Origin of the sequence: Aeromonas sp. WP2-W18-CRE-05 (assembly GCF_014168615.1) — a bacterium.
Lineage (GTDB): Bacteria > Pseudomonadota > Gammaproteobacteria > Enterobacterales > Aeromonadaceae > Aeromonas > Aeromonas caviae.
Genome location: NZ_AP021917.1, coordinates 546550 through 560375 on the forward strand (window position 1 = coordinate 546550; position 13826 = coordinate 560375).

General features: G+C 57.4%; 14 protein-coding genes. 10 read left to right on the plus strand and 4 right to left on the minus strand.

The genetic code is table 11. The features are described from left to right. Nucleotides 1-6: 6 nt before the first annotated feature. Nucleotides 7-1287, minus strand: coding sequence for an HlyC/CorC family transporter (locus tag H7R73_RS02705; protein WP_010673081.1), 1281 nt, complete (start codon nt 1285-1287; stop codon nt 7-9). Between the two features lie 39 nt (nt 1288-1326). Further along, the gene (locus H7R73_RS02710; RefSeq protein ID WP_039040017.1) at nt 1327-2118 is read right to left on the minus strand and encodes a cytochrome C assembly family protein; all 792 of its coding nucleotides are present in this window, start codon (nt 2116-2118) and stop codon (nt 1327-1329) included. A 285-nt stretch (nt 2119-2403) separates the two neighbouring features. On the opposite strand from H7R73_RS02710, the gene ffh reads away from it, so the two are divergent. The 5 genes from ffh to rplS all read left to right on the plus strand — a co-directional run bounded on the left by ffh (nt 2404) and on the right by rplS (nt 5921). Continuing rightward, entirely contained in the window at nt 2404-3783 is a 1380-nt protein-coding gene (gene ffh / locus H7R73_RS02715; protein ID WP_010673083.1) for a signal recognition particle protein, read from the plus strand. Between the two features lie 179 nt (nt 3784-3962). Then, nucleotides 3963-4211 carry a 30S ribosomal protein S16 gene (gene rpsP / locus H7R73_RS02720; RefSeq protein WP_010673084.1) on the plus strand — a complete coding sequence of 83 codons (249 nt, stop codon included), beginning with the start codon at nt 3963-3965 and terminating at the stop codon, nt 4209-4211. Between the two features lie 24 nt (nt 4212-4235). Next, the gene (gene rimM / locus H7R73_RS02725) at nt 4236-4757 is read left to right on the plus strand and encodes a ribosome maturation factor RimM (RefSeq protein ID WP_039039979.1); all 522 of its coding nucleotides are present in this window, start codon (nt 4236-4238) and stop codon (nt 4755-4757) included. A gap of 34 nt (nt 4758-4791) precedes the next feature. Continuing rightward, nucleotides 4792-5541 (plus strand): tRNA (guanosine(37)-N1)-methyltransferase TrmD, encoded by a 750-nt coding sequence (trmD, locus tag H7R73_RS02730; protein ID WP_010673086.1) that lies wholly within the window; start codon nt 4792-4794, stop codon nt 5539-5541. Between the two features lie 32 nt (nt 5542-5573). Beyond that, complete coding sequence (gene rplS, locus H7R73_RS02735; RefSeq protein WP_005313505.1) at nt 5574-5921, plus strand: 50S ribosomal protein L19; 348 nt, start codon at nt 5574-5576, stop codon at nt 5919-5921. 102 nt (nt 5922-6023) lie between these two features. Here the strand turns inward: rplS and H7R73_RS02740 are convergent, their stop codons facing one another. Together H7R73_RS02740 and mutH are read right to left on the minus strand one after the other, a co-directional pair. Next, nucleotides 6024-6353: an isoamylase early set domain-containing protein gene (locus H7R73_RS02740; protein ID WP_103260846.1), complete on the minus strand. Its 330-nt coding sequence runs from the start codon at nt 6351-6353 to the stop codon at nt 6024-6026. An 83-nt stretch (nt 6354-6436) separates the two neighbouring features. Further along, nucleotides 6437-7111, minus strand: coding sequence for a DNA mismatch repair endonuclease MutH (mutH, locus tag H7R73_RS02745; RefSeq protein ID WP_103260845.1), 675 nt, complete (start codon nt 7109-7111; stop codon nt 6437-6439). Nucleotides 7112-7842: 731 nt separating this feature from the next. On the opposite strand from mutH, the gene rppH reads away from it, so the two are divergent. From rppH to nhaA, 5 genes are all read left to right on the plus strand, one after another. After that, entirely contained in the window at nt 7843-8370 is a 528-nt protein-coding gene (gene rppH, locus H7R73_RS02750) for an RNA pyrophosphohydrolase (protein WP_041210952.1), read from the plus strand. 13 nt (nt 8371-8383) lie between these two features. Beyond that, on the plus strand, nt 8384-10663 hold the full coding sequence (gene ptsP, locus H7R73_RS02755; RefSeq protein ID WP_069784304.1) for a phosphoenolpyruvate--protein phosphotransferase: 2280 nt from the start codon (nt 8384-8386) through the stop codon (nt 10661-10663). A 66-nt stretch (nt 10664-10729) separates the two neighbouring features. Next, nucleotides 10730-11554 carry a prolipoprotein diacylglyceryl transferase gene (gene lgt, locus H7R73_RS02760; RefSeq protein WP_043153049.1) on the plus strand — a complete coding sequence of 275 codons (825 nt, stop codon included), beginning with the start codon at nt 10730-10732 and terminating at the stop codon, nt 11552-11554. Further along, a complete protein-coding gene (gene thyA, locus H7R73_RS02765) occupies nt 11554-12348 on the plus strand; it encodes a thymidylate synthase (RefSeq protein WP_039039983.1) in 795 nt (264 codons plus the stop codon). The genes lgt and thyA overlap by 1 nt, the downstream gene beginning before the upstream one ends. 278 nt (nt 12349-12626) lie before the next feature. Further along, nucleotides 12627-13817 carry a Na+/H+ antiporter NhaA gene (gene nhaA / locus H7R73_RS02770; protein ID WP_049636461.1) on the plus strand — a complete coding sequence of 397 codons (1191 nt, stop codon included), beginning with the start codon at nt 12627-12629 and terminating at the stop codon, nt 13815-13817. Nucleotides 13818-13826: the final 9 nt, after the last annotated feature.

The following is a 13826-nucleotide window of genomic DNA, read 5'->3' on the forward strand; positions in this document are numbered from 1 at the left end:
CTTTTTTCAATCCTCGTACCCTGAGTCGTCCCGGTACAGGTGCGGCATGATCCTCGCCATCTTCACCATGTTGTTCTCCACTTCGAGAATCTCGATAGGGTAGCCCGCCAGCCTGACACTGATGTTGGGTTGGGGGATCTCCTCAAGGTACTCCAGGATGGCGCCATTGAGGGTCCGTGGGCCGTCCATGGGCAGGTGCCAGTCCATCTCCTTGTTCAGCTCGCGGATGCTGGCGGAGCCTTCGACCAGGAAGGAGCCGTCCGGCTGGGGATGGATCTCGTCACTCGGGGTTGGTGTCATGGAGGTGGTGAAGTCACCGACAATCTCTTCCAGGATGTCGTCCAGGGTGATCAGCCCCTGAATATCGCCATATTCGTCGACGATAAGGCCAATTCGCTCCTTGTTGCGCTGGAACTTGGCCAACTGCACGTTGAGGGGGGTCCCCTGGGGGATGAAATAGATGGGGTCGACTTCCCGCAGCAGGCTGGACTTGCTGAACTGATCCCGGGCGACCAGTCTCAGGGCATCCCGTGAGTGCAGGAAGCCGACGACGTCATCAATGTTGTCGCGATAGAGCAGGATCTTGGTGTGGGCGCAGTGGGCCAGCTGGCGCAGTATGATCTTCCAGTCGTCATTGATGTCGATGGCTGAGATCTCGCTGCGCGGGACCATGATGTTCTCCACCGTCATCTTGTCGAGATCCAGGATGCTTATCAGCATCTCCTGGTGGTGCTTGGGAATGAGATTGCCCGCCTCGTTGACGATGGTGCGCAGCTCTTCGGAATTGAGGGAGTCATCCTTGTTGTGCTCTAGACGCAAGAGTTTCAGCAGCAGGTTCGTGATGCTGTTGATGAGCCAGACAAGGGGAGCGAACGGCACCATCAGCCCCTTGAGGATCCAGGAGGCAGGGTAGGCTATCCGCTCAGGGAACATGGCCGCCAGTGTCTTGGGGGTGACTTCCCCGAATACCAGCACCACCAGGGTCAGCCCGAAGGTGGCAATGGCGACGCCGAGATCCCCGAACAGCCGGATGCAGACGATGGTCGCGATGGCGGAGGCCAGGATGTTGACCAGGTTGTTGCCGATGAGAATGAGGCCAAGCAGGCGGTCCGGCCTGGCCAGCAGCTTCTCGACCCGGCGGGCAGCCTTGTGCTTGGTCTGGGCCAGATGCCGCAGCTTGTAGCGGTTGAGCGACATCAGACCGGTTTCGGAACTGGAGAAGAAGGCTGACAAAAGAATCAAGATAACGAGAACAATCAGCAATGTACTCGTTGAGATACTGTCCAAGAAGGGCTCCTGTAAGGATGGTTGGGGAATGTTCGTATGTCAGCTAAGCAGCACTTCCTTGACGAAACGGCTGCCAAAATAGGCCAGTGTCAGAATGAAGCTGCCGATGAGGCTCAGCATGATGACCTTGCGGCCGCGCCAGCCACGGGTATGGTGGCCCCAGAGCAGCAGAGCGTAGACGCACCAGGCCAGGATAGAGAGGATTGCCTTGTGGGACTTGCCCTGGGCAAACATGTCTTCCAGGAAGAACAGGCCGGATGCGATGGAGAGGGTCAGCAGCAGCAGACCTGCGGAAATGAGCTGAAACAGGCGCTTCTCCACCGTCATCAGGGGTGGCATGGCTGGCAGGTGGCTGATCTTTCTGGATTTCAGTTGCCTGTCCAGGCAGGCAAGCTGGAGGGCAAACAAGCAGGCGATCATCAGTACCGAATAGGCCATCAGCGCGAGGCCTATGTGCAGCAGTAACTGGGGATGCGCTTCCAGATGGGTGATGTAGCGCCCGGGAATGAGCGCGCTGGCTGCCAGCAGCAGGGCTGAAAAACTGTAGACGACGGGCAGCAGGATCCAGCCGTTGAAGCGTCGGGTGACGCAGGTCATGAAGCAACTGATGATAAGGCTGACCAGGGACGCCACGTTCAACATGCTGAGATTCTGGCCGGAATGGGTGGCCAGCACTTCGCTGCCCACCGCCATGCCATGGGCGGTCAGGGCCAGGCCGACACAGGCGAACAGCGATACTTGCCCGACGGGCTTGGCGCTGAGCAGCAGGTGCAGTGAGGCGATGATGGCCAGCAGGTAAAACGCCAGGGCCAGAACAGAGATCACGATCATAACCAGGTCGTTGTCAAACAAGCTTTATGGATAAGAGGGGCAGTATACCTTGCACAAGATATGCTCGCCAGTTGTGCCAGAGGCTAACTGCCCACATATAAGTAGGCGTTGATGGTCACCGTGCGGCGAATAATCGTCCTCCGGCGTTGACTGGGGTATACTGCCCTCCATTTGTTGACCTGCCCGTTCGATGGCAGGCCGCCGCGGCAAGCGGCGAGTAATCGTCCCTAGAGTGCTGACCGGGGTATAATGCCCCCAGTGTCACGCCAAGAACCGGAAAGCGTCATGTTTGAGAATTTGACTGAACGACTCTCGCGCACCCTGCGCAACGTCAGCGGCCGCGGCCGTCTGACCGAAGAGAATATCAAGGATACCCTGCGCGAAGTCCGCATGGCGTTGCTCGAGGCGGACGTCGCCCTGCCGGTGGTGCGCGATTTCGTGGCGCGCGTCAAGGAACGAGCCGTGGGCCAGGAAGTGGCCAAGTCCCTGAGCCCGGGCCAGGCCTTCATCAAGATAGTCCATGGCGAACTGGTCACCGTGATGGGGGAGGCCAACGAACAGCTCAACCTGGCTGCCCAGCCGCCGGCCATCATCCTGATGGCAGGTCTTCAGGGGGCCGGTAAGACCACTACGGTCGGCAAACTGGCCAAACTGCTCAAGGAGCGCAGCAAGAAAAAGGTGCTGGTGGTCAGTGCGGACGTCTACCGTCCGGCGGCGATCAAGCAGCTTGAGACCCTTGCGGGCGACATCGGTGTCGACTTCTTCCCGAGTGATGCCAGCCAGAAACCGATCGCCATCGCCACTGCCGCCATCGATCAGGCGCGCAAGAAGTTCTATGACGTGGTGATCGTCGATACTGCCGGTCGTCTGCACGTCGATGGCGAAATGATGGCGGAGATCCAGGATCTGCACGCCACCATCAAGCCGGTCGAAACCCTGTTCGTGGTGGATGCCATGACAGGCCAGGATGCTGCCAATACCGCCAAGGCCTTCAACGAAGCGCTGCCGCTCACCGGTGTGATCCTTACCAAGGCAGACGGTGATGCCCGCGGTGGTGCCGCACTGTCGGTTCGCCATATCACCGGCAAGCCGGTCAAGTTCATCGGTATGGGTGAGAAGACTGACGCGCTGGAGCCGTTCCATCCGGATCGTCTCGCCTCCCGCATCCTCGGCATGGGGGATGTGCTCTCTCTTATCGAAGAGGTGGAGCGCAACGTCGATAAAGAGAAGGCGGCCAAGCTGGCCAGCAAGGTCAAGAGCGGCAAGGGCTTCGACCTGGAAGACTTCCGTGAGCAGTTGGCCCAGATGCGCAACATGGGTGGCATGATGGGAATGCTCGACAAGTTGCCCGGCATGTCCGGCCTGCCGGACAACATCAAGGATCAGATGGATGACAAGCTCACCGTGCGGATGGAGGCCATCATCAGCTCCATGACGCCGAAAGAGCGTGCCCATCCCGATCTCATCAAGGGCTCCCGCAAGCGCCGCATCGCTGCGGGCTCCGGCATGCAGGTCCAGGATGTGAACAAGCTGCTCAAGCAGTTCACCGAGATGCAGCGCATGATGAAGAAGATGTCCGGCAAGGGTGGCATGCGCAAGATGATGGGCCAGATGAAGAACATGCTGCCCCCCGGATTCGGTGGTGGCGGTCGCGGTCCGTTCTGATTTTCCTGCTGGTCAGGCAGAAAGGCTCACCCTGGTGAGCCTTTTTCATGCCAATCCCTGCGCAAAAAATAGCTGGCTTGGTTGCAATTATTACGAATCCAAGTAGAATTACGCGGCTTATTTTAAGCTAGGGTCTGCGTATTTGCAGGCCTTGTTCATTAGATGTTTATGAGGACGATATGGTAACCATTCGTTTACAACGTGGTGGCGCGAAAAAGCGTCCGTTCTACCAGGTAGTAGTTGCTGACAGCCGTAACGCCCGTGACGGTCGTTTCATCGAGCGCGTCGGTTTCTTCAACCCGGTTGCTGCTGGTAACGCTGAAAAGCTGAACCTGGACCTGGCTCGTATCGAGCATTGGGTTGCTACTGGTGCCGCTGTTTCTGACCGCGTTGCCAAGCTGATCAAAGACGCTGCCAAAGCTGCTTAATCAGCCAAACGGTAGGGAGTTAAGGTGGAAAAACCTGTAGTTCTGGGCACCCTGGGGACCGTTTACGGAATCAAGGGCTGGCTTAAAGTGAACTCCTTCACCGATGTTGCCGAAGCGATTTTCGATTACAACCCCTGGCTGATCAATCAGAACGGGGCGTGGCGTGAAATCCGGGTGTCATCCTGGAAGCGTCACAACAAGGGTCTGATCTGCAAACTCGATGGTATCGATGTGCGTGAGGATGCCCTGGCATTGACCAACGTCGAGATTGGCGTTCCCGCCGATCTGTTGCCTGCGTTGCCCGAAGGGGAGTTCTACTGGCGTGACCTCATTGGTTGCACAGTGGTAACCACCAAGGGATACGACCTGGGCAAGGTGACCGAATTGATGGAAACCGGCTCCAACGATGTGTTGGTGGTTGAGGCCAATGTAAAAGATGCCTTTGGTGCAAAGGAGCGGTTGATACCGTTCCTGGAAGAGCAGGTGATCAAGAATATTGATCTGACTGCTCGAACAATCGAAGTTGATTGGGATCCTGGTTTCTAGTTTCCCGCGCTAACACGGGTGCCGGAGGTTTCTTATGTGGATTGGGGTGATTAGCCTCTTCCCGGAAATGTTCCGAGCCATTACCGAGCACGGGGTAACGGGTCGGGCCGTCAAGAGTGGCCTGCTGCAGATTGAGTGCTGGAACCCTCGGGACTTCACCCACGACAAACACCGTACGGTCGATGATCGTCCTTATGGTGGTGGGCCCGGCATGTTGATGATGGTTCAGCCGTTGCGTGATGCCATTCATGCAGCCAAGCAAGCGGCGGGAGACGGGGCGAAAGTCATCTATCTCTCTCCTCAGGGGCGCAAGCTGACTCAAGCGGGCGTGACCGAGTTGGCGACGAATCAGAAACTGATTCTGGTTGCCGGTCGATACGAAGGTATCGATGAACGCGTGATACAAACCGAAGTCGACGAAGAGTGGTCTATCGGAGATTACGTGTTAAGTGGTGGCGAGTTGCCTGCCATGACCCTGATCGATGCGGTTTCGCGTCTGGTCCCGGGGGTCTTGGGTGATCAGGCCAGTGCCGAGCAGGACTCCTTCACGGATGGGCTGCTGGATCATCCCCACTATACTCGGCCGGAGGTGTTGGATGGGCTGACGGTGCCCGAGGCGCTGACAAGCGGCAATCACGAAGTGATTCGGCGCTGGCGACTCAAGCAATCGCTCGGACGAACCTGGCAGAGAAGGCCGGAACTTATTAACAACCTAGCTCTGACTGACGAGCAAGAATCACTTCTTGCCGAGTATGTCCGCGAAGTGCGTGACAGCGTTAAGTAGAGTTTTCAGTTTATCCTAGGTAAGGAAAGACAATGAGCAAGATTATTCAGCAGCTTGAACAAGAGCAACTGCGTACCGACATCCCGGCTTTTGCCCAGGGCGACACCGTACGTGTTCAAGTTCGTGTTAAAGAAGGTGGTAAAGAGCGTCTGCAGGCTTTCGAAGGCATCGTGATTGCCAAGCGTAACCGCGGTCTGCACTCTGCTTTCACCGTTCGCAAGATCTCCAACGGCGAAGGTGTTGAGCGTGTATTCCAGACTCACTCTCCGCTGATCCACAGTGTAGAACTGAAGCGTCGTGGTGATGTTCGCCGCGCCAAACTGTACTACCTGCGCAACCTGTCCGGCAAAGCTGCTCGTATCAAAGAGAAGCTCAACTAATTCGATTCGAATTGGTGTCGGTATGTCGGCGAAAAGCTCGACAGGTAGTGAAAAGGCTCGCCAATGGCGAGCCTTTTTTGTATCCGTGTGCTGGGTATTGGCTCAACTGGGCTGGCTGACCCGCACCACAGAGTTGTCACGCCCGAAGGGGCCAGGCACGTAGTCGTCCGCCTCCCAGTCGTTGTCATAAAGAGTTTCACCATCGGGTTGCACTAGCTGATAGCAATACTCGAAATGGCTGGGGCCATCGGTCGGCAGGTTGAGTGTCGCCTTGAACTCCCCGTTTTTCATCCTCTTCAGTTCAATGGGCTGCCACTGGCTGAATTCACCCAGCAGCAAGACCTGCTCGGCATCACCGGCGGCCTCCTTTTCGACGGCAAAGGTCACCTTGACCTCGGGACGGGATTTGAGGAATTGCTTGTTGATCGGCATATGGACTCCTTGTCACTGGCTGCGAAGAAAGTAGTGCTGGTTATTTTTATATCACTTTATGACAAGGATGTTGATAAACAGGATCAAAGGGGGAGGGCAAAATGGCGCTTCAGGAGCTGATGGGTGAACTCGATCTTGAGGTAGAAGCCCCGTGGTAGCGTCATGATGGGTTGGCCATTGCGGCCGATGGCGCGGGTCAGCGCCTTGCTGTTGGCCGCCTTGGGGCGTAGCTGCAATACCTGGCCGTGGCGGGCGCTGATCTGCTCCACTTCCCCCAGCACTATCATGTCCATCAGCTCTTCCCAGTCCTGGCGTAGCAGTTCTTCTTCCTCTTTATTCGGGCTCCATAGCAGCGGCATGCCGACGCGACGGTCGCCGACAGGGATGTCGCGGCTGCCTTCCACCGGGATCCAGAGCACCCGCGACAGCTTGTTGCGCACGTTCGACTCCTCCCAGCGCTGGCCGCTGACCCCGATGAGGGGGGCCACGCAGACAAAGGTGGTTTCCAGCGGGCGCCCTTGAGGATCGACGGGGATCGTCTTGAGCTCGATACCGAGATCCGGAAAATCCTGCTCGGGACGGCTACCTGCACTGGCCCCCAGCTGCCACTCGATCAACTGCCCTGTCCAGCCCTTGTCACGTCTGAGATCCCGCGGTACGGGGATGCCCGCCGTTGCGGCAAGCTGGGCCAGAGTGAAGCCAGCCATGGCGTAGGCTCGACTGAGCAGCTCTTGTTCTGACTGGGGATTGGCAGGCATGAGGGCTCCTCTGGAGATAATAGACATCGCAATACGGATCCTTGCATGGTATCGCTGATTTTATAACCGATCCTCGCCCGACTATACACAGGGAGATATGGGGGACAGAATTCAACATATCTAAATGATTTTAAAGGGTTTTACTTTATTTATCCAGTATGTTGGCCCGCCGGTTCCCCGCATAAACGAGTTGTCCAAGGGTTTGTGCGAGCTGTTGCACACAGTTATCCACAGAAATCTTGGATAACTGGCGTAAAGTGGTGAAAGGAAGCGTGGCACCAGAAATAAATGTGAGAGTACGCCGATTTTCAGCGCCATTTCGGTGCAGATAATGCGCCATATCTGTGGATAAATCCGTCTTGGTGGATCTTTGAGCAGTCGAACTTGTTCACAATTGACAGGCTGGATCCTCTTAGGCAAAAGACATGGATCTTGATCCAGCAATTAAACTATAACCTTATGTATTTAAATGTATATTTTGTTTTTAAGTGAATCGGGTATGATATGCTTCCGTGCAATGCCACAGTATAAAACTACTGTATATACCTGCTTGATCACAGGTTTATGCACAGTCTGGGTGGGCAACTTGCCTAGCATGAACCTTCAATTTGTTTATAACTTTGCTTGAAATGCCAAGTTATTCATGAATGGAAGATGACAGTCCCTGTTTGCCGCCACGGGGTGAATGTGGAACAATCTCGTTATAGATTCAGCCTTTATAAGGTGATCACGTGATAGATGGTGACGGATTTCGTCCCAATGTCGGCATCGTGATCTGTAACCGTGACGGACAAGTATTGTGGGCTAAGCGCTATGGGCAGCACTCCTGGCAGTTTCCGCAGGGGGGGGTTGATGATGGTGAATCGCCGGAACAGGCCATGTATCGTGAGCTGTATGAGGAGATAGGCCTCAAGCAGGACGATGTGACCATACTGGCGACCAGTCGCAACTGGCTGAAGTATCGCTTACCCAAACGACTCGTCCGCTGGGACAGTTCACCGGTCTGTATTGGCCAGAAGCAGAAATGGTTTTTGTTGCAGCTCGATCCTGGCAAAGAGGCCAGGATCCAGTTTGGCTGTCATGGTCACCCGGAATTTGATGATTGGCGTTGGGTCAGCTTCTGGTACCCGGTTCGTCAGGTCGTCTCCTTCAAGCGGGAGGTTTACCGCCGGGTGATGAAGGAGTTTGCCCCGCTGGCCATGCCAGTCCCCGTGGTGCAGGCTAACCGAAAAGATGGGCGGCGCAACCGCTCGCGTTAAGGAGCACAACTAGTTGCTGACGGAACTCAGACGCATCGTGGAAAGCATGGCCGAGGCCAACACCCTCGAACAGGCCTTGCAAGCATTGGTGAGCCAGACCCGGCTCGCCATGACGGTGGACTGCTGCTCCGTCTATGTGGCCGAGCCCGACATGCGCCGCTATCGACTGGCTGCGACCGATGGTCTGGCCGAATCGGCCGTGGGCAAGGCCACCCTGCCGTTCGAGCAGGGTATCGTCGGTCTGGTGGGTCAGCGTGAAGAGCTGATCAACCTGGCGGATGCCCCCTCCCATCCCAGTTTCAAGTTCCTGCCCGATGTGGCGGAAGAGGCGTTTCGCTCCTTCCTCGGCGCTCCCATCATGCATCAGCGTCAGGTGGTGGGGATTCTGGTCGTGCAGCAGAAGGAGAGCCGCCTCTTCGATGAGGGGGAGGAGTCCTTCATGGTCACCCTGGCGGCTCAGCTGGCTGCCCGCATCGCCCAGGCCCAGGCCAAGGGGTGGCTGCAGAAGACCGACTGGAGCAAGCCGCTGCGCGGTATTGCCGGGGCGAGTGGCATCGCCATCGCCAAGGCCTGGGTGTGGCGTCCGCGCAAGGCGCTCAATACCATCACGCCGCGCAAGGACGAGGATCATGCCAAGCAGCTTGCCCGTCTCGAGCTGGCGGTGGAGGAAGTGCGCCACGATCTGGAGAGCCTCGCACTGCGCTTTCGCGAGAGCTACAGCCAGGACTCGGTCGCCATCTTCGACATCTATCTGCACCTGTTGAACGATCCCGGCTACATCAAGCCCATCCGCAACAAGGTCAGCAAGGAACACTGGACGGCGATCTCGGCGGTCAAACTCATCAGCGATCGGCTGATAGAGCAGTTCAAGGGGATGAAGGATCCCTATCTGCGGGAACGCTCCACCGATGTGAAAGATATCGCCCAGCGGCTCATCAGCCGGCTGGTTCAGGACGAACCCGAGCAGCTCACCATAGGCGAACCCGTGGTGCTGGTCGCCGATGAAGTGACGGCCACCATCCTTGCGGAGATCCCGAGGGAATTTCTGAGCGGTGTGGTGTCGCTCAAGGGCGGGACCAACTCCCATGCCGCCATCCTGGCCCGTGCCATGGGGGTGGCGGCCATCATGGGGGTGGATCTGCCCCTCGGTGACATCGGTGGGCGCACTCTGGTCATCGATGGCTACAGCGGCGATCTCTTCATCGAACCCAACCAGGTGATCCTGACCGAGTACCGGCAACTGCTGAGTGAGGAGCGGGCACTCGACACCCTGGTGCGTAGCGTCGACAACCAGCCCTCCGAGACTGCCGACGGCACCAAGGTCTCTCTGCTGCTCAACGCAGGGCTGAGTGCGGATACCGAGATCTCCCTCAATCATCTGGCGGACGGGGTCGGGCTCTATCGCACCGAGATCCCCTTCATGCTGCAGGACAGCTTCCCTTCGGAGTGGGAGCAGACTGCCCGCTATCGCGGGATCCTGGAAACCTATCGGGATCGCCCGGTTTGCATGCGGACTCTGGACGTGGGGGGGGATAAGCAACTGCCCTATTTTCCCATCGTGGAGGAAAATCCCTTCCTTGGTTGGCGGGGGATCCGGCTCACCCTGGATCACCCCGAACTCTTCCTGGTGCAGCTCAAGGCCATGTTGCGGGCCAGCGAAGGGCTGGACAATCTGGCCATCATGCTGCCGATGATCAGCAGTGTCAGTGAAATCAAGGCCTCCCGTCGTCTGCTGGATCAGGCGTGGCGCGAGGTGTCGGAAGAAGCGGCCAGCCGCGATGCGGTGATCCGCTACCCCAGTCTCGGGGTGATGATCGAAGTCCCCTCCGCGCTGTACATCCTGCCGGAGATGGCGCCGCTCATCGACTTCTGGTCGGTGGGCAGCAACGACCTGACCCAGTACCTGCTGGCGGTGGATCGCAACAATGCCCGTGTCGCCAGCATCTACGATGCCTTCCATCCCGCGGTGATCCGCGCTTTGCAACTGCTGGTCGATGCCTCCCGGCGCTATCACAAGCCGGTCTCTGTCTGTGGCGAGCTGGCTGGCGATCCGGTCGGAGTGCTGCTGCTCTTGGCCATGGGCTATCGCCGTTTCAGCATGAATACCCACAACATCTCCCGTATCAAATACGTGCTGCGGCAATCCGACCTTGGTGAGTTGAAGACGCTGATGGCGGATGGTCTCAAGCATGACAATCCTCACGTTCTGCGCGGCCTGTTTGCCCGCTATCTGGAAGAGCACGGTCTGGGAGGCTTACTGCGGGCTGGGCACAAGGTCAGGCTGCCCGATTGATATTCCGTCTTGTTACTGCGTAAGAATGATAGGAGAATGCGGCTTTTCTTATGATTGGGGCCGCCTATGCAGCACGACGGATATTGGGTTTTCTCGCAGATTGATCCCGTAGCATTCAGTTTGGGACCATTATCGGTACGCTGGTATGGTCTCATGTACCTGTTCGGTTTTGCCTTCGCCATGTGGCTGGCAGGTCGCCGTGCCGATGCACCCAACAGCGGCTGGACCCGCAACGAGGTATCCGACCTGCTGTTTTATGGCTTCCTCGGGGTGATCCTGGGTGGCCGTATCGGCTATGTGCTGTTCTACAACTTCGATCTCTTCCTTGCCGACCCGACCTATCTGTTCAAGATATGGACCGGTGGCATGTCGTTCCACGGTGGCCTCATCGGGGTGATCACCGCCATGATCTGGTTTGCCCACAAAACCCAGCGCCACTTCTTCACCGTGGCGGATTTCGTGGCGCCGCTCATTCCGTTCGGCCTCGGTGTTGGCCGCATCGGCAACTTCATGAACGGCGAGCTGTGGGGTCGGGTCACCGATGTCCCCTGGGCCATCATCTTCCCCGAGGCTGGGCCCGAGCCGCGTCACCCGTCCCAGCTTTACCAGTTCGCGCTGGAAGGGGTGGTGCTCTTCATCATCCTGAACCTGTTCTGGCGCAAGCACCCACCCCGTGGCGCCATTTCCGGGATGTTCCTGCTGTTCTACGGTCTGTTCCGCTTCCTGGTGGAGTTTGTTCGTCAACCAGACAGCCAGCTGGGTCTCTACTTCAATGAGATCAGCATGGGTCAGATCCTTTCTACCCCGATGATAGTGGCGGGGGGGCTCATGGTCTGGGCCGCCTACAAGCAGCCCCGTCTGTTCGGCAATGCACCGAAGGAGGCGAAGTAATGCGTGCCTATCTCGACCTGATGCAGAAAATTCTGGATGAAGGGACCGTCAAATCCGATCGCACCGGCACCGGGACAGTCTCCTTGTTCGGTCATCAGATGCGCTTCAATCTGGCGGAAGGATTCCCGCTGGTGACCACCAAGAAGTGCCACCTGCGCTCCATCATTCATGAGCTGCTCTGGTTCCTCAATGGCGATACCAACACCGCCTATCTGAAAGAGCACGGTGTCAGCATCTGGGATGAGTGGGCCGACGAGCACGGTGATCTGGGGCCTGTCTATGGTGCCCAGTGGCGCTCCTGGCCAGCGGCCGATGGATCTGTCATCGACCAGATCCAGAAAGCGGTGGATGACATCAAGCACAACCCGGATTCCCGCCGCATCATCGTCTCCGCCTGGAACGTGGGCGAGCTGGACAAGATGGCGTTGGCACCCTGCCACGCCTTCTTCCAGTTCTATGTGGCGGATGGCAAGCTCTCCTGCCAGCTCTACCAGCGCAGTTGTGATGTTTTCCTTGGCCTGCCGTTCAACATTGCCAGCTATGCGCTGCTGACCCACATGATGGCGCAGCAGTGCGATCTGGAAGTGGGGGACTTTGTCTGGACCGGTGGTGATGTGCACCTCTATTCCAACCACATGGAGCAGACCGCACTGCAACTCACCCGTGAACCGCGCCCTTTGCCGCAACTGGTGATCAAGCGCAAACCTGACTCCATCTTCGATTACAGATTCGAGGATTTCGAGATCCAGGGCTATGATCCCCATCCTGGGATCAAGGCGCCTGTCGCTATTTGAGTAAGTAATGAGCCTGGGGCGAGTCCCGCCTCTCAGGTGACGATGAATTGACACTCAGCTGTTAGAGGCGCCTGCGGGCGCCTTTTGCATTTTATGTGAATTTATATGCGATGTTCCGGGTGGAGAGAAGGCTCTTGAAAGAGGGTAGTAACCGGCTTATAGCAGGCATTATCTGTTTTGCTTTCGGTTTTTCCGTTTTTATCGGCCGTTAGAAACGATTTTTCATTGAGCTACTCGGGCCCTAGACTGAAAAAATGGAATCTTATGGGTAGTTAGATATGAGCGATGTATTCAAGCGTTTTCTCAAACTGGAGTCTGCTTCCGGGATCATTCTGATCCTGGCCGCCCTGCTTGCCATCGGCCTGGCCAATTCGGCACTGGCGCAACACTATCAGAGCTTCCTCAATACCGAGGTGCAAGTTCGCATCGCGGCGCTCGACATCAACAAGCCGCTGCTGCTCTGGATCAACGATGGCTTCATGGCGATCTTCTTCCTTCTGGTGGGTCTCGAGGTGAAGCGAGAGATGCTGGAGGGGGCGCTTTCCTCCCGGGTGCAGGCAACCTTCCCGGCCATTGCCGCCGTGGGTGGGATGTTGGCACCGGCCCTCATCTATAGCTTCTTCAACTACGGAGACGAGGCTACCCGTGCTGGCTGGGCGATTCCGGCCGCAACCGACATCGCCTTCGCTCTCGGGGTCATGGCGCTGCTGGGCAAGCGGGTACCGACCAGCCTCAAGGTCTTCTTGCTGGCGCTGGCCATCATGGACGATCTGGGGGTCATCATCATCATTGCCCTCTTCTACACCCAGCAACTGTCGCTGACTGCGCTGGCGATAGGTGTGGTGGCCACCCTGACCTTGCTCTGGATGAATCGCCGTGGTGAGGACAGGATTGGACTCTATATGCTAGTCGGCCTGGTGCTCTGGGTTGCCGTGCTCAAGTCCGGTGTCCATGCGACCCTGGCGGGGGTCATCGTGGGCTTCATGATCCCCCTCAACGGCAAGCGTTACGCATCGCCACTCAAGCATCTGGAGCATGTGCTGCACCCCTGGAGCGCCTTCCTGATCCTGCCGCTGTTCGCTTTCGCCAACGCCGGGGTATCGCTGGAGGGGGTCTACTTCTCGGCTCTGCTCAATCCGCTCCCCATGGGGATCATCCTGGGGCTCTTCGTCGGCAAGCCGCTCGGGATTTTCACCATCAGCTGGCTGGCAGTGAAATCAGGCATTGCCCAATTGCCGCAAGGAGTGAACTTCAGACAGATCTTTGCCGTCAGCATCCTGTGTGGCATCGGCTTCACCATGTCGATGTTTATCGCATCGCTGGCATTCGAGCATGGCGGACTGGACTACGGCAGCTACTCGCGCCTCGGGATCCTGGCAGGTTCCACACTCGCGGCCGTGATCGGTTACATCGCCCTGCGGATATCGCTGCCCAATCGGGAGGCGAATCAAAGTACGGAGGGGTTATGAGAAAACTAG

Coding starts and splice junctions, on each gene's coding strand:
- H7R73_RS02710 (WP_039040017.1), bottom strand. CDS start 2,118: ATGATCGTGATCTCTGTTCTGGCCCTGGCGTTTTACCTGCTGGCCATC.
- ffh (WP_010673083.1), top strand. CDS start 2,404: ATGTTTGAGAATTTGACTGAACGACTCTCGCGCACCCTGCGCAACGTC.
- rpsP (WP_010673084.1), top strand. CDS start 3,963: ATGGTAACCATTCGTTTACAACGTGGTGGCGCGAAAAAGCGTCCGTTC.
- trmD (WP_010673086.1), top strand. CDS start 4,792: ATGTGGATTGGGGTGATTAGCCTCTTCCCGGAAATGTTCCGAGCCATT.
- rplS (WP_005313505.1), top strand. CDS start 5,574: ATGAGCAAGATTATTCAGCAGCTTGAACAAGAGCAACTGCGTACCGAC.
- H7R73_RS02740 (WP_103260846.1), bottom strand. CDS start 6,353: ATGCCGATCAACAAGCAATTCCTCAAATCCCGTCCCGAGGTCAAGGTG.
- mutH (WP_103260845.1), bottom strand. CDS start 7,111: ATGCCTGCCAATCCCCAGTCAGAACAAGAGCTGCTCAGTCGAGCCTAC.
- lgt (WP_043153049.1), top strand. CDS start 10,730: ATGCAGCACGACGGATATTGGGTTTTCTCGCAGATTGATCCCGTAGCA.
- thyA (WP_039039983.1), top strand. CDS start 11,554: ATGCGTGCCTATCTCGACCTGATGCAGAAAATTCTGGATGAAGGGACC.
- nhaA (WP_049636461.1), top strand. CDS start 12,627: ATGAGCGATGTATTCAAGCGTTTTCTCAAACTGGAGTCTGCTTCCGGG.